The organism is Paraburkholderia sp. MM5477-R1 (assembly GCF_050436385.1).
GTDB classification, from domain to species: Bacteria; Pseudomonadota; Gammaproteobacteria; order Burkholderiales; family Burkholderiaceae; genus Paraburkholderia; species Paraburkholderia tuberum.
In genome coordinates this window covers 479,994-499,879 of record NZ_JBNDMC010000005.1, presented here as the reverse complement: position 1 = coordinate 499,879, position 19,886 = coordinate 479,994, and the positions used below count along the sequence as shown (strand labels likewise).

Below are 19,886 nucleotides of genomic sequence, written 5' to 3'. Positions count from 1 at the left end.
TTCGGTCAGTCCAGCACTACGTCGGACTAGGTATCAAGAACGCATATGCCCTTAAGTGTCCGACACGTATCCCGCACGCGAAAGCGCCTGGTTCAGCCATTCCCCGTCGTGTGTGCCGTCTGCGATGGCAGACATAATCATCCGTTCCTTTGCACTGACGTCTTTGGCGGCCTTGAGCACGGCTTCAGCTTCGCTAAATGGAACGCAAAGCAGCCCGTCGTCATCGCCAAGGACAAGATCTCCGGGTTCGACAACCATCCCATGGATTGAAACGGGCACATTGATCTCTCCCGGTCCATCTTTATACGGCCCGCGATGCGTTACACCCGCTGCGTACACCGGGAAGTTATTCCATTTGATAAAGCGTAAGTCGCGTACCGCACCATTGATCACAATGCCGGCAATACCTCGGCGCATTGAATAACTGATCATGATTTCGCCTATCAGCGCGTTCGTACAGTCTCCGCCAGCATCGACCACGATCACGTCACCCGGGGAGGCCACCTCAATCGCCTTATGCAACATCAGATTGTCGCCAGGGCGTGTCTTGACGGTTATTGCGGGCCCCGCCATTTTTGAACCGTCATGCATTGGCCGAACGGCAGGACCCGCAGCCGTCATTCTCGACATGCAGTCGCTAACATTCGCCACCGGTAATTTGATGAACTGTGCCGCAAGATCGAGGCTAACGGCTTGCGTCCTGGATAAGATGCGAAAACCTAACATGAGCTCGTCCTTGATAAGTTACCTTGGCAAACTGGAATCGGCATTCCCCTATATTATGGGCGTCAACAGTCACTACCGACTCGGCAAAATTCTGCTGGCTGCTATCTGGTAAACAGATTGATGTACTGTAGTGTCCGCGTTTCGCAACTCGAGTGACTATCGCGCATGGCTTCAAGGGGAGACACGACCCAGGGTGATGGAGTCAGTCGTCGGTGAACCGTCGCTCCACTTCGCGTGATGTCCCATAGATGCTTGCTCGAGCCGAAACACCAGGCCCCGCACGGCAGCGCTTTGTCGGCCGCTCGTAGGCGTGTGAGGGGCGGTTTTATGGCTTACGAAGCGGGCGTCGGCCGTTGGGAGTGCGTCAAGCGAAGTTTGCGAATTTCATCTCGATAGCGTATTCCGAAATACGTCACCGTCAATGCTGCGGCTACCAGACAGCAAGAGAGCGCGAACAGCGAATACTGGAAACTTCCAAGTAGCACCTTAAGGCCTGCCACAAGATTCGGTCCGAAAAATCCACCTAAGCTACCAACAGAAGAAATTAGCGCAAAACCGCTCGCGGCGGCAGATCCGGAAAGAAACGTTTGAGGAAGTGACCAGAAGACCGCCGCCCATCCGTAAAGTCCAATGGTTGCGACAAGAATCGCCAGCAAGGAGATCATGGGCCGCGTCGTGAAATAGGCGCTCAGAGAAAATGCGACGCCGCCAATGAGCGCCCCGGCAACGAGGTGCCAGACCCGCTCGCCTGTCCTGTCCGAATTCCATGACCATGCGAGCATGGCAAGAATGGAAACTGCAGGCGGGACCGAAGCGAGCCAGCCAACTTGGATATTGGAAAAGCCGAAGGATTTTAAGATCAGCGGCAACCAGATAAGCGAGCCATATAACCCACAACTCCAAAACAGGTTGGCGAGAACAAAAATAATGACCTTCGGATCTAGGATACCTTCCAGAAAGGTGTGTTTCACAGCGGTCCCGAGGAGCGCTCTCTCTTGTTCGAGCAGTTGGGTCAAACATCGCCTTTCGTTGTCAGACAGCCAACCGGCAGCCAAGGGACTGCTGGGGAGCAGTAGCAGAACGATGAAACCAAGAAGAACGGCGGGCGCCGCTTCCAGAATGAACATCCACTGCCATCCTGACAAGCCCAGCCCATTCAGGCCGAGAAGCCATGCGGAGAGCGGGGCAGCAATCATCGATCCAATGGGCGATCCGATGACCATGCATGCGACTACGCGAGCTCGCATCTTGGCGGGGAACCAATACGTGAAGTACAGAATCATGCCAGGGACAAATCCCGCCTCCGCAACGCCAAGGCAAACGCGCGCGAGATAAAATTGCGTGGGATTGGATACAGCCGCCGACGCGGCCGACAAAAGACCCCAGGTAACCATGATCCGGGAAATCCAGATGCGTGCGCCGATTCGCCTCAGCATCATGTTGCTAGGTATCTCGCAAACCGCGTAGCCTATGAAAAACAGCCCGGCACCGAACGCAAATACGTTGGGGGAGAAACCAAGCTCCCGGTTCATCTCGAGCGCAGCAAAACTAACATTGATACGGTCAATGTTCATCGTCATGTAGCACAGCAAGATCACCGGTAGCAGTCGCCAGAAGGATTTCTGCATTGCAGCTGCCGCAGTTCCTTCGTCGTCTACACTGGATGTTCCAGTGGCCGGGCGCCGAGCAGCACTGTAGGTTGTCAAGTCATCCTCCAAATTTTTTCTTGGTCAGATCATTGCCCAGTTTGTTACCCTCATGTTGCTACCAAACGGCTGGTTAGCGCTAACGCAGATTGCTTGCGGATGCGCTGCTCGACGCCAGATGAATCCGTAGTTTCGAATGAATGGTAGACAATCGATCTGCCCATATCGAAGTCGATTCGAGATGGAAGCGTCACTGCGTCAAGGAGGACGACTTCTATGTCTGCGGTATCCATTGTTGACTCCTTGGTTGAGCAAAATTTACCGATTGTCGACTTTTCAGCCAGCTAGCGCGTGGAACCCGTAGAGAACCTCAGGGTTCTGCACGAGGACGCGCTGTCGCAGATTGTCGTCGGGTAGCCAGGAGAGGGCGGAATCGATAAGATCGGCCGGCTCGGGAAATGCGTTCTTGTGATTCACGCAGGGCCAATCACTGCCCCAGACAAGACGCTCAATGTGGCTGTGCACGAGCAGGTGTGCGAACGGAATGACATCGGGGTAGACGGGCCCAAGGTTAGAAAGGTGATATGGGGCAGAAAGCTTAACCCAGAACCGACCGGTCTCCAGAAGCCGCAGAAGTGCCTGGAACGCGGGCTGATCAACACCGAGGTCGGCTGAAATGTGAGCCATATGATCGATGACGAATCTGCACGGAATTTCGCGCAATATCTGCTCCATCCCAACGAGGAGTTCGGGGTTGAGCAGCAACTGGATATGCCAGTTGCGATCATGAAGCTTTTCCGCCAGCTGTGCGAGAGAGGAGAGTGGTGCCCCAATCGGAAGTGTACCGATCACTCGTACACCACGAGCACCTTTTCCATCCAGTTCGTCTAGCTCAGTCTCGCTGACGTCGGGAGGAACCATGACCACCAGTCGAGTTGGCATTTGAAGCTTGACTGACGCATCGATCAGCCGTCGATTGTCGAAACCATATACGCTGGGTTGGACGAGCACGGCGCGGCCAATGCCCAGTGTGTTGCAAACAGAGCGGTAGTCGTCGCACGATGCGTCGTGCGGCGTGAACCGCCGCTCGAGCGCGTACGGGTACTCGATCGCTGGTCCGAAGATGTGGGCGTGGCAATCGGTGGTGCCTGACGGCGGCGTGGCTTGAGGCCGGTCGATCGGACCGGGGCGCCACTGGGCGATGTCTGCTAGCGACAATTTTCGAGCTCCAAGGCCTGACGACGGCTGCTTTTGTCAGGAAAGCAGGTTCTCACGGAAAGTATTGCCTTCATATTCCTTGCGAAATACGCCACGTTGCTGAAGGATCGGGATGACGTTGTCTACGAAGTCGTCGATCCCAGCAGGCGTGATCGTCGGCGTGATATTAAACCCGTGGCACCCCGTCTCGCGCCAGTAAGCCTCAAGTTGGTCGGCGACCTGCTCAGGCGTCCCGACGAACTGGGGATTTCCAGCTGATGCGCCCCAAAGCACAGCGGCCTCTCTTACGGTGATCTTGTTGCTGCTGCCAGTCGCCAATGCTGCAGCCATCAATCCCCGTGCCGCCTGCGTTTCCATCTGTTCAAGCGGCTTATCCAGGTCTAGCGTGCTGAAGTCGACGCCCATTACCCCTGAAACCCGGCTCAACGCTGCATCAAGGGGAATGCGCTCGACGAGTTCTTTTCTGTTTCTCATCGCTTCTTCTTCGGTACCGCCCAGAATGACCTGAGCACCAAACAGTACCTTGCTGTCTTTTCTTCCTGCCTCCCGTGCTGCGACTGACAGATCGTCGATTAGCTTCTTTGCGCCCTGCTTATGTGGCTGTACCGCAAAGATCACATCTGCATGCTTCATTGCAAATGCCTGGCCGCGGCCGGAGCTGCCAGCTTGAAAGATCACCGGTCGGCCCTGAGGTGACGGAAACGTCGGCGGCACGGCGCTCGTCTTATAGTATTTCCCCGCACGCTCAACTCGGCGAACTTTGCTGGGATCGGCAAGTACCAGATTCTGTTTGTCCATGAGGATCGCAGACGGGTCGACGCCAGCCCAGAACGCGTTGCACATATCCATAAACTCGTCGGCTCGATCGTAACGTTCGTCATGCTCGACTTGTTCGACACCGAGGGCGCGGTATTCACCACGCGAGGCACCGGTCACCACGTTCCATGCTACGCGCCCGCCAGTTAGGTAATCGAGCGTAGAGATCGTTCGAACCGCCTGATACGGATGAATAGCCGATGTCGAAAGCGTGAACCCCAGTCCCAACCTGCTCGTAGCGGCGCCCATGGCTGCGAGGACGGGCGCCGGGTCATGAATCGGCCACCAGACACCGTATTTGACTGCCTCGTCCGTGCGCTGTTTGTACTGGTCAAACCCGCCCATCGTGTCGGCGAAAAATACGCCGTCGAAGCAGCCACGTTCGAGAGTTCGCGCAAGATCCTGCCAGTACTTGAAACCGGCCATCCCATCGAGTCGTTGGTCCCGCTCGTCCGCCCAACTCAGATTCGCATGATTGATCGGGCTGTGCGTGAGAAAGCTTAAAAAGTGCATCATATTTTCACCTCAATTAGAGACCGTTCGCGCTGGGGAGGCAGATGTCTGTAGATCGTTGTCTACTGGGACCCTTACTAATTTTCTAAATGTCCTGATATCGGCCGGCATCTCTTTGCCGGGAAACATTTGTAGCCATGCAGTGTGAGAGACCTCACCGACATACAGGTCGCCGGCCGAATCGACTGCCATACCATGCGGCGCTATGAACTGGTTGGGGCCAAATCCCGGCCTGTCGTCGCCATATCGACCCACCAGTTGCCCCGCACGATTCATGATGCTGATTCGCGGCCCGAGGTTCGGGTATTCGCGATTAACTGCAAGGGATGTGGCTGCCTCACCGATGAAAAAAGTGGGCGTTGAGTTTCGGTCCATGCAGAGCGCGCAGGGACGGTGCAGGTTGTTCCATTGAGTTTCGTATTTCCCGTGACGATCAAAGACCTGAATCCGATGATTCTCACGGTCGGCAACGTAAACCCAACCGTCGGGATCGGCGCATATGTTGTGTGGAACGTTGAATTGGCCGGGATCGGTGCCGGGTCCGCCCCAGGATTTGAGTGGTTTTCCGTCGGGTGAGTAGATATGGATCCGGGCGTTGCCGTAACCGTCCGACACATAGATGTTCCCTTCGGGAGACAGGGCGGTGTGAGTGCAGCGATTAAAGGCCAGACCGCTCATAAACGTCGACGGGCGGTGTGGTGTCCCAATTTCAAGCAGTAATCTTCCGTCTGGGCTGAACTTGCGAACCGTGTGATCGCCTTCGTCGGTACAGTAAACGGAGTTGTCAGGTCCAATATGGATCCCGTGAGGCCTTTTAAAAACCCCGTGGCCCCAGCTCATCCGAAATTCTCCACTTCGATCAAAAACGATGATGGGGTGCTCTCCGCGATTAAAGACATAAACCCGGTCTTCGTTGTCGACCGCAACGCCGCCGACCTCACCTAAAGCGACATGTTTTGGCAACTTGGCCCACTCTTGGTCATGCTCATATGCAAACACTTATCGTCTCCCTACTATTTGCCTGTGCATCCGACTACTTGGCGGCGAGCAACTTGGTGAGCACCTGGCGAGCGCAGTGGAGCTCGTCGTCGGGGATACCCTTTGTTTGAACGGCCTCGAATTCTCGCAGCCGAGATTGCAAAGTTTCTTGCAGTTTTTGGCCCTTGTCAGTAAGCCGCAGCTCATTGGTTGCGACGCGCTCTACGTAGCCGCGGTCGAGTAGGTCGGAAATTGCATCCATTGCGTCTGGCCGCGGCAGGTACATCTCCCGGATAATCGTTTCAGCGGACTTGATGTCCCGTCCGCGCAAGCTCACCAGAACTCGAGCATGCGAAACGGAGATTCCTTCCGCTTGGCGATGTTCTTCGAATCTTGCAGATAACAAGTGGTGTGCCTTAAACAGCAAAGTCGCCAGGGAATGAGATTCCGATACGCCGGTTTCAACGGCAGCGTTGGCATCCCGTGCCGGTTTCAAGTCAGGGTGTTGCTCTGGCAACCCGTAGTAACCTTGCACGTAAAGAAGTGGCTTTCCGTCGCCCCGTGTGAAACGAGTCACCTGGCCCACGATAAGTATGTGATCGCCGCACTCGTACACGTTTTCGGTTCGACATTCGAGCACGGCAATCGCTGTATCAATGACTGGTGCGCCGTTTCTACCAGCAGACCACGATACGGATTTAAATTTGTCGTCCTCTGTACTGGAGAACCTTTGTGATATGGGTATCTGGTGGCCCCCGAGCACGTTGACGGCAAAGTGCTCAGCCATTTTGAACGCGGAGAAACTGCGTGACGATTTAGCGAGGGCCCACGAAATTAATGGCGGATCGAGGGAAATAGAAGAAAAGGAGTTTGCGGTGTTGCCCACGCGGCCGGTAGATGTTTCAGCGGTTACGACCGTAATTCCAGTTGCGAATTGACCCAAGCAGCGCCGGTATGCGCGCAGGTCATCGGCCGGCAGTCCCGACTCGGGAGTGGTAATTTGAGCATCCATCTTGATCGTCTCCATTGCAGACTTTGCGTTCGGCGTCGCGCCTATGCTGCTGTTTGTTCGCTGCGATGGGTATACGTTATCAAAGCTATCGCGATGGATATCGGCAATATTTCGATGCGTTCTAGCTGGTTTCCAGATGGAACGATAGGTGGCGCAGGGGTCGTTTGAGGCCGCACGGCGGCGTAGAAGCTGCGGAGATCTCGCACAGACAGGCGCAACTGCGGCGCTGTCATTGCGCGGCGAGAAGGTGCCAACCTGGTAAAAACGTGTTCGATAAGGGTCGCTAATTCGCGAGCGTATTTTTGACGTCAGTAATTTTAGTAGTGGAAACTCGAGAGGGTCGCCCGGCCGGCGGGCAACGGACATCGATTTTTTGAAATTGGCCAATCCCGTTGGCACTTATCAAATCAATAAGTAGGTAACCCTGCCCCAGATGCTACGGACCATCGGATGCGGTGAACAATCGGCCATCTATCGACCCCATCGATACTTCCTATCGAAACAATGCCCATTTCCATCTGGTTTGCTTTTAGTAGACTTCGAACAAGCACCGTTTATTGCAATAGACAGACCTCGGCGACGGGTAGAGGTCCCAAAGAGAGACGGCGCAGAAGGAGGCATCATGGGTACGATGGATAGGTCTTTGCGCGCGTTGGTCGATAAATGGCTGGGCTCGGCTCCGGCCGCGCCGATGCGCGTGGCGGGTTTCGGCCGGATGCGCACAAGTCACCGGCGATACGTCTGCATTGAAGCATCAAGGCCACCCGGCGCGTTTTTTATGTATTTCTTCCTTCACGATGACGGAACGTGGGGTGTGTTTCCGCCAAACGTTAAACGACCAACGATGGGTATTTCGTGACCCCGCTGCGCGTTCCGACAGGTACTGTTCTGCGCAAGCGCACCCGAAATTTCATATTAGGACCGGACACAGAGAATTGACGTCGCCACGGTGCCGATGAGTTGATTGTCGCTGATGGAGATCGCGATTGGGAGTGCCTAGCGTGGCTACTTCTGCTTGGCGCAGATGGGGGTCTCCCGCACGCTTGATCCCGTGATTTGACAAAAATCGATATTTTCAAACACATTAATTAGGATAGCATATCGTATTATATGGGGTACGAAGTCGCGCTCTTCCGATCGATATCGGTGGCGAGTAGGCGAAAATATCCAGCAAATAGTGAGTGATCGTGAAGCCTAAATCCGACGTTCTGGATCCCCGCGACCTCACCGCCCTTTTGACGGGTGGCAAGTCGGTTGGTGGTTCAACGGAGGGAATAACTTCGGGGCATCGCACCAGGATCTTATCGATTCGGTTGCCGGCCTGGTCAGGAAGGAAGTGCGGCTATAAAGCAGTCACGCGAGCGACTTCGATCTCGGCGAGGCGTCCTCCGACGCGCAAGTGGTGTCTGGTATCAACCTCCCGCAACGGATTGTGAACCTTGTACTTGCGGTCGAATGCAAGCCAATCATCACCTATGCCTCGACAATGAGCGGGGGTGGTCCAATTCGACCTCGGGTCAGTATGATTCCCTGATGATGCACGTGATACACCCAAACGTTGCGGGATCATCATTCGCTCGTGCTTTGGCCTGCGATCAGAGCGGCACAGACGATTGCCGAGATCTGCAGCACTTTTCACCTCGCATAACTATCGTCGTGAACCTTTCAAGCTCTGGAGCGATGCCTGCAGGCGAATGGTCGCGATCCGGGTTGGATCACATATGCGCTTGGTCGCTTACGAATGACGTGGGAATCGACCGTACCTGCCGATGCCAATGGCTCGTCAGGTGGGTCGGCATGCGAATTGCGCTATAGCCATGAACTCAAGATTTTGTTAAAACGGCAGGGCGCGCGCCCAGATTTTGATCTGTTCGAATGCGCGACGCGGTCATCGGAATAAGTGCGAACAGCCGTGCTAATTCATTGGTGATGCGTGTATGGGGGCGCGGGTTGGCTGCGTGCTGAAGGCGCTTCTCGGTTACTGACTTTACATAAATCAAATGAACAACAATCATAAGTAGTCCGAATCTAACAGATGGACTCGCCAAATGGATGGGGCGCTACCTGCCGTTCACAGCGTGTGATTGCCGATCAGCGTATCAATGCCGGCTGCGGTGGCACGGCGCTGCACCATCGCGTACGCGTTGGCCTGCGGCAGCGGCGTGACGCTCAGTTGCCCGGTGCCACGCGCGATCGTGCGGAACAGGGTCCCTTTGGATCGGCGCCGATGCCGGTGCCGCTCAGGTGCTTCAGATACGCGTGCAGGTACGTCTCGAGCGTGTGGTGACGGGGTAGCGGCAAGGTAAGCGCTTATGCGCTGCAGCGCATAAGCGCTTACCTTGTTCGCCCCGTTACTATCTTCACTCCTCGATAATTGAGGATTTGGCCAGCCAGGCCCGGCATGATTCTCGCCCCCAGTCGCAGTCATGATCCGGGGGGTGTTGTCACCGGGCCTGGTGGGTGGCTGGTGATCGCTAATAGGGGCTCGGCCAGGATATCTTGAGGCCGTCCGTAACGTGGATGCCGAGACTTGCCACCGATGTTGCAGGCCAAACCGTTCAACCTGCAAAGCCTTCGATGCAAGAAAACCAACAACATAGCTCAGTCGACGTATTCGTCGGCGTCGATGTCGGCAAAGGCCACCATCACGCGGTCGCTCTCGATCGGACCGGAAAACGCCTGTACAACAAAGCGCTGCCCAACGATGAGGCCAAACTGCGTGCCCTGATCACCGAACTCAAGACGCACGGCCAACTCCTGTTCGTCGTCGACCAGCCCGCCACGATTGGCGCGCTGCCCGTGGCAGTCGCCCGTGATGAAGGAGTCCTGGTCGCCTATCTGCCGGGTCTGGCCATGCGCCGCATCGCCGATCTGCACGCAGGCGAAGCCAAGACAGATGCCCGTGATGCCGCCATCATTGCAGAAGCCGCGCGCTCGATGCCGCATACGCTGCGCTCGCTTCGAGTGGCTGATGAGCAACTTGCCGAACTCACCATGCTATGCGGTTTCGATGACGATCTCGCCGCGCAGATCACACAGACCAGCAACCGCATTCGCGGCCTGCTCACCCAGATCCATCCCGCGCTGGAACGGGTTCTGGGACCGCGCCTCGACCATCCGGCCGTGCTCGATCTGCTTGAGCGATACCCGTCACCCGCCGAGCTCGCCGCGACAAGCGAGAAATCACTCGCCAACCGCCTCACGAAACTTGCGCCTCGCATGGGCAAAAACCTTGCTGCCGAAATCGTTCGGGCGCTCAGCGAACAGGCTGTGGTCGTACCCGGTACTCAGGCAGCAACCATCGTCATGCCGCGTCTTGCCCAGCAGCTCGCATCCTTGCGCAACGCGACGAGGTTGCCAGCGAAGTTGAACACCTAGTGCACGCACACCCTCTTTGGCCGGTCCTGACCAGCATGCCGGGAGTCGGCGTCAGGACCGCCGCCAGACTCCTCACTGAAGTCGCCCACAAAGCCTTCGCTTCCGCTGCGCATCTCGCCGCCTACGCCGGCCTCGCCCCGGTCACCCGACGCTCAGGCTCGTCTATCCGTGGCGAACACCCCTCCAGACGCGGCAACAAGGTACTCAAGAGAGCACTCTTCCTCTCCGCCTTTGCCGCCTTGCGGGACCCGGTTTCGAGGGACTACTACGCCCGCAAGGTCCAGCAGGGCAAGCGCCACAATCAGGCGCTCATCGCTCTTGCCAGACGACGCTGCGACGTACTGTTTGCCATGCTGCGCGACGGCACTCTTTACCAACCCAAATCCGCCCCTAATGCTTGACGAAACACATAGGGGCACCCCCCTCTAGTGGGTGTCTATGCGTGTGGCAGCGCGAGGATGAGGTTCATCATTTGGTGGCGCAGAGACTTCGTGACTTGTCGGATCTACTGGGCAACTTGTATCTGGCGAGCAGAGACTTTTTTCTTATGGATGCAACGTGCATAGACTCAGATCGCCGCTAGGCAAGACTATAAAGCGATCAGGCCCAGCCTGAAGCGGTCAGGCCCAGCCTGAAGCGGTCAGGCCCAGCCTGAAGCGGTCAGGCCGAGCCGTTTCCTTGGCGTGGCTCCGGGGACTTATTGGACCGTTTCTACAGGCCCGTGGTCGTCGCAGTGACCACCATGCGGATGATGCAGGTGACCGTTGACGAGATAGTCCACGTGATCCCCGTGCGGGACGGCTTCATGTCCGCAACCCGGGCCATGCACGTGCCCGGGCTCGTGCCCGCCGCATTGGTGATCGGGCGTGCAGCGATCGGGGTTGGTGGCGTTGACTTCCAACCGATGTTCATCCACGTGGTCGGCATGCGGATGATGCAGGTGGCCGTCATGCAGATAGTCGATATGGCCATCATGGCGGATTGCCGTGTGGCCGCAGGCGGGACCGTGCTGGTGATCGTGATGGGCGTGGTGAGGTTCGTTGCAGGTGCTCATGGTGCTTTTCTCCGTCAGGATGAGGCGGGCTGGATCGGTTCGGCCGCATGCGCCAGGACGCTGTTGAGCAGCGTCAGGACATGGTCGTCCGAGATGGCATAGAAGACATGTTTCGCCGCACGCCGACGCTTGACCAGCCGCGCCCCATGCAGGACCTTCAGCCGGGCCGAGATGCTACCGAGCTTCGCCTGCTCGGCGTCCACCAGTTCGGTCACGCAGCGTTCGCCTTGCGATAGCAGGATCAGCAGCCGTAGCCGTCCCGGGTCGCGCAGGGCATGGAACATTTCTCCTGCTGCCTCCAGCTGGGAGGCGGACACGGTTACGGCGGGCAGGTTTAGCGGAGCGTGAGTGCAGGCCGGTTTCATCATCTGTCATTCTATTGTTTGATTGAATGATAGGGGCTTGTTCCTCACTGGTCAACGCCCTTGTGAAATCTGCGGCGCAGCGCCACTGACGTGGACGTCCTGGCCCCGCAAAAACAGGTTCCGTTCGACCACTAGCGCAATCGTGATGCGTCGGTTAACGGCACACCGGCGGCCGCTGACCCGTTGTTGCCGCGTCGCGCCAGCTCCTGCCTCAAGAACGGCTCGGTGGGGGACGTAATCCTGCCGAGCGATATGGCTTTGCGGTGTTCTCCTCACTCTTGGTGTAATAATATAACGTTTCAAATTCGGCGTACGTCGATCGCCCGGTCCAGTGCTCAGGGCCAGCCCGATCGAGACGCCCTGCCAGCGGTGCCGCCTCGTTCGCAGTAAACGCAGGGTCACGTTTCGGGTAGCGGCGCAGGCGAATCGAAACAGAACATTCCTTGCCCCGGCGTCGGTGCCAGAGCCGGCCGTATCTTTTTCGGAGGTCCTTCCATGAGTACCGACACCCGCATTCCCGTCACTGTCCTGACCGGCTTCCTCGGCTCGGGCAAGACCACCTTGCTCAACCACATCCTGAGCCGGCAGCACGGCATGCGTGTGGCCGTCATTGAAAACGAGTTCGGCGAGATCGGCATCGACAATGCGCTTGTCATCAATGCCGACGAAGAAGTGTTCGAGATGAACAACGGCTGTATCTGCTGCACGGTGCGCGGCGACCTGATCCGCATCCTGGGCAACCTGATGCGCCGGCGCGACAAGTTCGATCATATCCTCGTGGAAACCACCGGCATGGCCGATCCCGGTCCCGTGTCACAGACCTTCTTCGTCGACGACGAAGTGCAGTCCTCCCTGCGCCTCGACGGCATCGTCACTGTGGTGGATGCCAAGCATGTCTGGCAACACCTGGAGGACAGCAACGAGGTGCGCGAGCAGATCGCCTTTGCCGACGTGGTCTTGCTCAACAAGTGTGATCTCGTCGAGCAGGCGCAACTCGATGAACTCGAACACCGCCTGCGCAGCATGAACGCACTGGCACGCATCCATCGCACGGTCAACGCCGAAATCGATATTCCGACTGTGCTCGACGTCGGCGGCTTCGACCTCCAGCGCGTGCTGCAGGAGCGGCCGCAATTCCTCGAACCCGAGTACCCGTTCGAGTGGGCGGGTGTCTACCACCTCAAGCCCGGTATCGTGGAGCTTCGTTATGGCAACGGACCGGACCCGGAGATCGGGGCTTTGTTGACTCAGGTTCAAGGCAGTGACGATGCAGCCTTCGAGCGCTTGATCGGGCATGCGGACAAAGCCTTCGCGCGAGACCGCAAGCGTGGCCGGGCCAGCAGCAAACTGACGCCCGGTCCTCAGGCGGTGGCCCTGCGCGTGCCCGAGTCGGGCAAGGCCACGGTTAGCCTGCTGATCCCGGCCGAGGGCGATTACGCCCTGGTCACGGAACACGGCCCGGAGGAATTCGACCTGCAACTGAGCCGCGATGGGGTAACGCTGGAGCCGCTGGCTGCGCGCGCGTTCAGTGCCGCACACACCCACGACGAGGAGATCACGTCGGTGGGCATCACGTTGACCGGCGCGTTGTCCGAGCGCAAGTTCCAGAACTGGCTGCAGCCTCTGCTGGCTGAGCGAGGGCAGGACATCTTTCGCTCCAAGGGTATCCTTCACCTCGCCGGTGAGCCGCGCCGGGTGGTGTTTCAGGGCGTCCACATGCTGATCGACGTCAACGCCGACCGGCCGTGGAAGCCGGGCGAAGCCCGGCAAAGCGAAATTGTTTTCATCGGCCGCAATCTCGACCGGCAGGCGCTCACCAAAGGCCTGCAAGGATGTCTCGCATGAACCGTCCGCTGCGCGAGCTTCCGGCCCTTGCCACTGTGTGGACGGCCACTGCGGGCGACTATGTGAACCAGCTGTGCTGGTCGCCCGATGGCCGGCTACTGGCCGTGGCAACCGCCGATGGCGCTGTCGCGGTCCATGACGCCAGCGACGCACGACAGCACTGGCGACGCGACGTCCACGGTCTTGGGACCACCGCACTGGCATGGTCGCCGGATGGCAAGACGCTGGCCAGCGGCGGGCAGGATAACCGCCTGTGCCTGTGGTCGGCCGATGGCAGGGAACTGCAACGGCAGCCAGCGGGCCGCGGCTGGGTTGCGGCGTTGGCATGGTCGGCCGGCGGCGCACTGGCCAGCATCGCGGGTCGGGAGTTGAAGCTGTGGGATGAACAGGGACGGCTGCAGCAGTCGTTCGGGGCAGCCGACAGCACGCTGACGGGGCTTCAGTGGCTCGCCGACGGGCAGTTGCTGACCGCCTGTTACGGTGTGGTTGCCCGCTGGCAACCCGGCCGCGACGAGCCGGTGCGGCGTTATCCGTGGAAGGCGTCATTGCTGAATCTGGCGGTGAGTCCGGATGAACGGATCATCACGGCGGGCTGCCAGGAAGGCGCCATCCATCTCTGGTATGCGAACACAGGCGACGACTTCCAGATGAGCGGCTATCCGACCAAGGTTCTCCATACGGCGTGGAGCGTGGACAGCCGCTACTTCGCAACCGGCGGTGGTGAAGCCCTGATCATCTGGGACTGCGCCGGTGCTGGTCCGCAGAACACGGAACCCGACTATCAGGCCGTCCATCGCGCACCGGTCAGTGCCATCGCCTTCAGCCACGGCGACGGGCGTGTCGCCAGCGGCGGCGAGGACGGCCGGGTCTTCGTCTACGATGCAAGGGCGCGCGCGCAGCTGGGCGGCCTGACCGGCGAACCGGCGATCAGCGCTTTGGCCTGGCAGCCGGGCGATGCGTTGCTGGCGCTGGGGGATGCAGAGGGCGGTGTACGCGTGTGCGTGGCACCGACGACGGAATGAAGCAACCGTAGCGGCGGATCGGCAGAGCCTCGTTCTGCCCGGTCTTTTCAGTCACGCCTTCGGCATGCCCCCGTCCAGGAACGTTGCGATCGTCGTACCGACGTCCTGCGCGTATTCCTCATGAACGGCCAGCTTCCCCTGCGCAAGCCGCGCCGCCTCGACATCCGGCAATGCGGCCAGTGCCTCCATTTCGCCGCGCGATTTTGGCGGCGTCTGGTCGCCATAGACAACCAGGATCGGTACGTTCGCACGGCGGGCGAGGTCGAGAAAACAGGCTCGGCTTTCCACGCGGTCGAGCGCACCAGTGACAAAGCGTACCGACGCGTGCCGGGCCCCGGCCGCGCGGGTAACCGCGAGCTTTTCCTGCAGGCAATCTCCGGTAAGCCAGCGGGGATCGCTGTAGACGTGCTCGCGCGCCATCCTGCGCACGACTGGCGCACTGACGTTCAAGTGGTAGAGCAACGGGCCGGCCATCGCATTGTCGACCGCGGCGCGGACGCGACCGAACCAGGGCCGCACTCCGCCCATCATGGTCGGAAACGGCCCGCGCCAGGTCGGCGCAATCAGTACCAGGCGTTCGATCGTCCCGGGGTGATGCGCGGCATGATGGAGCGCGTAGGTAGCCGCATGGCCAGCGGCAACCACGATGTGCGGGCCAGGCACGATTTCGCGCAGAAACCAGTCGAGGAATGCCGAAAGGATCGTCGGCGACCAGTCGATACGTGGCCTGGGTAAATCGCCGAATCCTGGCCAGTCGACAGTCGTGACGTGCGCAAGGGATGCCAGCGTGCGGAAAAGCGGACGCATCTCGGCGCGCGTGGAAATCGAACTCAGGGCGGGCAGCAGAACGACCGGGCGGCCGTGACCCGCTTCGTCCAGGCCGAGCGCGACTTCGGTGCCTTCGTGCCGGTAGCGCAGGATTCTGCTGGTCATGCGGCTTATGTCGCTCAAGGTGTCGGCGTACTGGACGCCTGTTCACTCGCCCGCGAAGGCAGCAGACGCGCCGAGTTGAGCATGAAGGCCAGCTCCGAGATCACATGGATGAACGCCGCAACGAGCGGGTGCAGTAGCCCTGCTGCCGCCAGGACGATACCCAGCAGGTCGACCCCGATGGTGCCGGCGAAATTGGCCCAGATGATGCGGCGCGTGCGGCGTGCGATGGACAGTGTCTGGGCAAATTTCGCCAGGTCATTACCAAGCAGGACGACGTCGGCGCTTTCGCGCGCCACGTCGGTTCCCGATCCCATCGCCACACCGACGCTCGCTTCGATAAGTGCGGGCGCATCGTTTACGCCATCACCGATCATGGCAACGGTGAGCCCCTGGCTGACCAGTACCTTGACACGCGCCTGCTTGTCTTCTGGCATGAGATCCCCTGCAACCTCCCGGATGCCCAACTCTCTGGCAATCGCCTCGGCGACGGGCTCACCATCACCGGTCAGCAGCATGGTGCGAATACCCATTGCCTGAATGTCCGCGATGGCTTGTCGGGCTTCGGCACGCACCGTATCGGCAATCACGATCGAACCAAGCAGTTCGTTGCCCTGGGCAACATAGACCTCCGATGCTTCCGGATGCGTGGCACGGTTCTCCGGAATGGCAATGCCGGTTTCGCGCATCAGCGCCAGGTTGCCGACCACGACGCGATCGCCGGCGATGACGGCCTCGATACCGCGACCGGGCGTGTAGCCGAAGTGCTCAGGCTCCCGGGGCGTGGCGCCCTGGGAACGGGCGTAGGCGACGATGGTTTTTCCCAATGGATGTTCGCTGCGCAGCTCGGCTGAGGCCGCGAGGTAAAGCAGTGTCGTCGCTTCGACGCCGGCAACAGGGTGAACCGCACACACTTGGGGTTGACCCAGCGTCAATGTGCCGGTCTTGTCCAGCACGACGGTATCGACCTTGCCGAGCTGCTCCAGAAATAGGCCCCCCTTGATAATGGCCCCGGCACGCGCGGCACGGCCGATGGCCCCGAGGATGGCGAGGGGCGTGCCTGCCGCGATACCGCATGCGCCGGCGACGATCACGACCGAAATGGTCGCCCGGATGTCGCGCGTGATGAGGTAGGTCAGGACTGCCGCAGCCAGGGCGAAATAGACGAGGTAACCGGCCAGCCGGTCAGCCAGGCGCTGAACCGGCGCACGGGAACGCTCGGCCCGTTCGACGGCCTCGATGATCTTGCCGAAGCTGGTATCGCGGCCGATGCGCTCGGCGCGGATTTCGAGGGCACCCGACTGGTTGATGGACCCTGCGAAGACGGCCGACCCGGCAGTTTTTTCCACGGGCAGCGATTCGCCCGTGATGCGCGACTGATCCACGAAGGAGTGGCCTGCGAGCACGGAACCGTCTACGGGGATACGGCCACCCGGATTGACCAGCACCGCGTCTCCGACCGAGAGCGCGTCGGTGTCGACCTCCGACACGGTACCGGTGCGGCGCACGGAAACGGCATGAGGCAGGAAGTCGAGCAGATCGCGGATCGCCCGCCGTCCGCGCGACACGGTCATGCCTTCGAGCACTTCGGCAACCAGCACGAACAACGTGATGACCAGCGCCGTGAAGAACTCGGAGATGGCAGCGGCCGCCACGATCGCAATGGACATGGACAGCTCCATCGTCATGCGGCGCGCAGCCAGATTCCCGAAGGCTTCCCTGAAGATCGGCCAGCCGCCGGTCAGCAGTCCGGCGATGCCGATCACGCTGACCCTGGCGAATGGCTCCCAGAGCCGGAACCAGACGGCAACGGCAGCGACGGCCACCACGGCGATGCGAACGCCCTCGACCCAGTCGAAAGCGTGGTCGTGGTGGTGATGTCCATCATGGTGCTCAGGATCGTGGTCGCGATGGTGTTCATGGCGATGCGCTTCCGCTGCAGGGACGGTCGTGCGCAGTTGTGCCTCGTCTGCCAGGTCGTCCGCGCGGGTAGTGCTGTCATCCGTCATGGTCGATGCCGTTACTTGAGGTACGCGCGAACAACGTCGATCAGCTCGCTGGCGCCTTCCTGGCGCTGTTGCGCAGAGAGTTTGTCGGCAGCGACATGCATGTGGATGTGGTCTTCGATGATCTCGGCCATCAGTCCGTTCATCGCCCCACGAGCGCCCGCGATGAGCTGAAGCACGGCGGCACAGCCTTGTTCTTCTTCGAGCGCGCGCTCGACGGCTTCCATCTGTCCTCGAATGCGACGGACACGGTTCAGGAGCTTGGTTTTCTCACGGATCGTGTGTGCCATATTTATCTCCGTCGTTGATATGGGAATAGTATATCCCCCTATATTAAATGACAGGTGATGGATCTGTCGAAAGCATCGTTGTAGCGTGGGTCGTCAGGCGTTTGTCAGCAGCGGGCGAGGGGGAGGGGCCAAGTTTTTGCCGGACGGTTCCGGCGCCTGCTTTGCCCCGGGTGCGCCGATGAAATTTGCTGGACGCTATTTATGTAATGTTATATCGTATCTTGTACGGCCGAGCTTATGTCGTCCTTGACCTGGGAATCCACATGAACAAAAACGATGTCGTTACTCCCGCCCGGTTGCATTCTGGTTCCGGAGCGTTCGTCGCGAGGAACCGTGCAAAGCACCCCTGTCGCTCCCTTCTCGCAATGCTGGCGCTGGCAACGACAGCGGGCAGTGCGATGGCCGCGTCGCCGGGCGTGATCCATGCCATCGGTGTCCAGAACGAGTACGCGGACGTCATCTCGCAGATTGGCGGACAGTATGTGCAGGTCGGCGCGATCCAAACCGATCCCAATACCGATCCGCACACCTTCGAGGTGAATCCAAAGGTGGCAAGCGAGCTTGCCGGCGCCGACCTCGTGGTCAAGAACGGCATCGGCTACGACACGTGGGCGGACAAGATCATTGCGGCCGCACCAAACGCCGCGCGCAAGGTCATTGACGTCCAGCATCTGCTGGGGCTACCCGACAACACCCCGAATCCGCATCTCTGGTACGACCCGAAGACGATGCCTGCTGTGGCGAAGGCGGTGGCGGCCAATCTCTCCGCCCTGGACCCGGCCCATGCCGCCTACTTTCAGGCCAATGCGACGAAGTTCGATGCGTCGCTCAAGCCATGGCTCGCCGCGATCGCGTCGTTCAGGGCCCATCATTACGGCACGCCGGTTGCCGTGACCGAGCCGGTGGCTGACTACATGCTGGAAGCCGCCGGCACCGACATTGCCACGCCGTACAGCCTGCAGGCAGCCATCATGAATGGCACCGACCCTTCGCCGCAGGACGTGACGAAACAGAACAGCCTGTTTGCGGATCACCGGGTGAAAGTGTTCGTCTACAACCAGCAGGTCACGGACGCCCTGACCCAGTCCTTCCTCGCGCTCGCGAAGAAGAATGGTATCCCCGTCGTGGGTGTCTACGAGACCATGCCGACGCCGGGATTCACGTACCAGTCATGGATGCTTGCCGAAGTGAAGGCGCTGGACAGCGCGGTGACCGGCGGGGTTTCGACTGAAGTCCTGCGGGCCGGGAAGTAGGCGGCATGGGCGAGGGCGAGCAAGTCCTGGTCGTTGACGGCGTGTGCGTATCGTTCTCCGGTCGCCCGGTTCTCGACGGCGTGAGCTTCGGTGTGCGGGCCGGTGAGTTCTACGGGCTGATCGGCTCGAACGGCTCGGGCAAGACGACGCTTCTACGGACGATCCTCGGATTCCAGACGACTGTCGCCGGCAGTATCCGCATCAGCGGCGCAGGAAAGAAGGCCCTCGTGGGCTACGTGCCCCAGAAGATTCTGCTCGACCCGTACCTGCCCCTGCGCGCGCGGGACGTGGTGTCGCTCGGACTGGACGGCCACCGGCTGGGCCTGCCGCTCTTTTCCGGAAGACAGCGGCACACGGTGGACAGGGTGCTGAAGGCGGTCGAAGCAGAAGGCTTTGCCGACCAGCGCGTTGGCGAGCTGTCCGGCGGCCAGCAGCAGCGGGTATTGATCGCCCATGCGCTCGTGCGCGATCCGCAACTGCTGCTGCTGGACGAACCGCTCGCGAACCTCGACATGCGCAGCGCGGCCGGCATCGTCGCGCTGTTGCGCCGGCTGTGCGTCGAGCATCGCATTGCGGTCCTGCTTTCGGCTCATGACATGAATCCGCTGCTGCCGGTCATGGACCGGATCGTGTACCTGGCGAATGGGCACGCAGCCAGCGGATCGACGGACGAGGTGGTGCGCTCGGAGGTATTGAGCCGCTTGTACGGCTACCACATCGATGTTGTCCGTGTTCACGGCCGGATACTGGTTGTCGCCGCCGGCAGCCAGGACGAAATCCGCACGGCGATCGGGCGGGACCCCGCTCACGTGGCGCAGATACCCTGAGCAGACC

Annotated in this window: 18 protein-coding genes and 2 pseudogenes; 6 read left to right on the top strand and 14 right to left on the bottom strand. The window is 59.7% G+C overall.

Annotated elements, in window-relative coordinates; genetic code table 11:
- Nucleotides 1-51: 51 nt before the first annotated feature.
- The 7 genes from OKW35_RS14670 to OKW35_RS14640 form a co-directional block, all read right to left on the bottom strand.
- On the bottom strand, nt 52-726 hold the full coding sequence (locus tag OKW35_RS14670) for an RraA family protein (RefSeq protein ID WP_429552413.1): 675 nt from the start codon (nt 724-726) through the stop codon (nt 52-54).
- A gap of 332 nt (nt 727-1,058) precedes the next feature.
- A complete protein-coding gene (locus OKW35_RS14665) occupies nt 1,059-2,432 on the bottom strand; it encodes an MFS transporter (protein WP_429552412.1) in 1,374 nt (457 codons plus the stop codon).
- Between the two features lie 50 nt (nt 2,433-2,482).
- Nucleotides 2,483-2,665: a hypothetical protein gene (locus OKW35_RS14660; protein WP_429552411.1), complete on the bottom strand. Its 183-nt coding sequence runs from the start codon at nt 2,663-2,665 to the stop codon at nt 2,483-2,485.
- Between the two features lie 43 nt (nt 2,666-2,708).
- Nucleotides 2,709-3,590, bottom strand: a complete 882-nt coding sequence (locus OKW35_RS14655) for an amidohydrolase family protein (protein ID WP_429552410.1) — start codon at nt 3,588-3,590, stop codon at nt 2,709-2,711.
- A 36-nt stretch (nt 3,591-3,626) separates the two neighbouring features.
- A complete protein-coding gene (locus tag OKW35_RS14650; RefSeq protein ID WP_429552409.1) occupies nt 3,627-4,922 on the bottom strand; it encodes an NtaA/DmoA family FMN-dependent monooxygenase in 1,296 nt (431 codons plus the stop codon).
- Nucleotides 4,923-4,931: 9 nt separating this feature from the next.
- The gene (locus OKW35_RS14645; protein ID WP_429552408.1) at nt 4,932-5,918 is read right to left on the bottom strand and encodes a peptidyl-alpha-hydroxyglycine alpha-amidating lyase family protein; all 987 of its coding nucleotides are present in this window, start codon (nt 5,916-5,918) and stop codon (nt 4,932-4,934) included.
- Between the two features lie 34 nt (nt 5,919-5,952).
- Nucleotides 5,953-7,296, bottom strand: a complete 1,344-nt coding sequence (locus tag OKW35_RS14640; RefSeq protein WP_429552407.1) for a flavin reductase — start codon at nt 7,294-7,296, stop codon at nt 5,953-5,955.
- A gap of 235 nt (nt 7,297-7,531) precedes the next feature.
- On the opposite strand from OKW35_RS14640, the gene OKW35_RS14635 reads away from it, so the two are divergent.
- Nucleotides 7,532-7,768 (top strand): hypothetical protein, encoded by a 237-nt coding sequence (locus tag OKW35_RS14635; protein ID WP_429552406.1) that lies wholly within the window; start codon nt 7,532-7,534, stop codon nt 7,766-7,768.
- Between the two features lie 964 nt (nt 7,769-8,732).
- On the opposite strand, the gene OKW35_RS14630 is transcribed toward OKW35_RS14635, so the two are convergent.
- Together OKW35_RS14630 and OKW35_RS14625 are read right to left on the bottom strand one after the other, a co-directional pair.
- Entirely contained in the window at nt 8,733-8,924 is a 192-nt protein-coding gene (locus tag OKW35_RS14630; protein WP_429552405.1) for a hypothetical protein, read from the bottom strand.
- Nucleotides 8,925-8,983: 59 nt separating this feature from the next.
- Nucleotides 8,984-9,204: pseudogene (locus tag OKW35_RS14625) on the bottom strand (tyrosine-type recombinase/integrase); the annotation flags it as partial.
- A 282-nt stretch (nt 9,205-9,486) separates the two neighbouring features.
- Here OKW35_RS14625 and OKW35_RS14620 point away from each other — a divergent pair.
- Nucleotides 9,487-10,688: pseudogene (locus OKW35_RS14620) on the top strand (IS110 family transposase).
- A 296-nt stretch (nt 10,689-10,984) separates the two neighbouring features.
- On the opposite strand, the gene OKW35_RS14615 reads toward OKW35_RS14620, so the two are convergent.
- Together OKW35_RS14615 and OKW35_RS14610 are read right to left on the bottom strand one after the other, a co-directional pair.
- Complete coding sequence (locus tag OKW35_RS14615) at nt 10,985-11,341, bottom strand: hypothetical protein (protein WP_429552404.1); 357 nt, start codon at nt 11,339-11,341, stop codon at nt 10,985-10,987.
- Nucleotides 11,342-11,355: 14 nt separating this feature from the next.
- A complete protein-coding gene (locus tag OKW35_RS14610; protein WP_429552403.1) occupies nt 11,356-11,625 on the bottom strand; it encodes an ArsR/SmtB family transcription factor in 270 nt (89 codons plus the stop codon).
- A gap of 576 nt (nt 11,626-12,201) precedes the next feature.
- Here OKW35_RS14610 and OKW35_RS14605 point away from each other — a divergent pair.
- Together OKW35_RS14605 and OKW35_RS14600 are read left to right on the top strand one after the other, a co-directional pair.
- Entirely contained in the window at nt 12,202-13,551 is a 1,350-nt protein-coding gene (locus tag OKW35_RS14605; RefSeq protein ID WP_429552402.1) for a CobW family GTP-binding protein, read from the top strand.
- Nucleotides 13,548-14,573, top strand: coding sequence for a WD40 repeat domain-containing protein (locus OKW35_RS14600; protein ID WP_429552401.1), 1,026 nt, complete (start codon nt 13,548-13,550; stop codon nt 14,571-14,573). The genes OKW35_RS14605 and OKW35_RS14600 overlap by 4 nt, the downstream gene beginning before the upstream one ends.
- A gap of 51 nt (nt 14,574-14,624) precedes the next feature.
- Here the strand turns inward: OKW35_RS14600 and OKW35_RS14595 are convergent, their stop codons facing one another.
- From OKW35_RS14595 to OKW35_RS14585, 3 genes are read right to left on the bottom strand one after another with little or no spacing between them, the layout of a single operon-like run.
- Complete coding sequence (locus tag OKW35_RS14595) at nt 14,625-15,506, bottom strand: alpha/beta fold hydrolase (protein ID WP_429552400.1); 882 nt, start codon at nt 15,504-15,506, stop codon at nt 14,625-14,627.
- A 14-nt stretch (nt 15,507-15,520) separates the two neighbouring features.
- Nucleotides 15,521-17,512 (bottom strand): heavy metal translocating P-type ATPase, encoded by a 1,992-nt coding sequence (locus tag OKW35_RS14590; protein ID WP_429552399.1) that lies wholly within the window; start codon nt 17,510-17,512, stop codon nt 15,521-15,523.
- Between the two features lie 11 nt (nt 17,513-17,523).
- Entirely contained in the window at nt 17,524-17,799 is a 276-nt protein-coding gene (locus tag OKW35_RS14585) for a metal/formaldehyde-sensitive transcriptional repressor (RefSeq protein WP_429552398.1), read from the bottom strand.
- Nucleotides 17,800-18,062: 263 nt separating this feature from the next.
- Between OKW35_RS14585 and OKW35_RS14580 the strand changes: the two genes are divergently transcribed.
- Together OKW35_RS14580 and OKW35_RS14575 are read left to right on the top strand one after the other, a co-directional pair.
- The gene (locus OKW35_RS14580; RefSeq protein ID WP_429552397.1) at nt 18,063-19,052 is read left to right on the top strand and encodes a metal ABC transporter solute-binding protein, Zn/Mn family; all 990 of its coding nucleotides are present in this window, start codon (nt 18,063-18,065) and stop codon (nt 19,050-19,052) included.
- Nucleotides 19,053-19,057: 5 nt separating this feature from the next.
- Nucleotides 19,058-19,879, top strand: coding sequence for a metal ABC transporter ATP-binding protein (locus tag OKW35_RS14575; RefSeq protein ID WP_429552396.1), 822 nt, complete (start codon nt 19,058-19,060; stop codon nt 19,877-19,879).
- Nucleotides 19,880-19,886 lie beyond the last annotated feature (7 nt).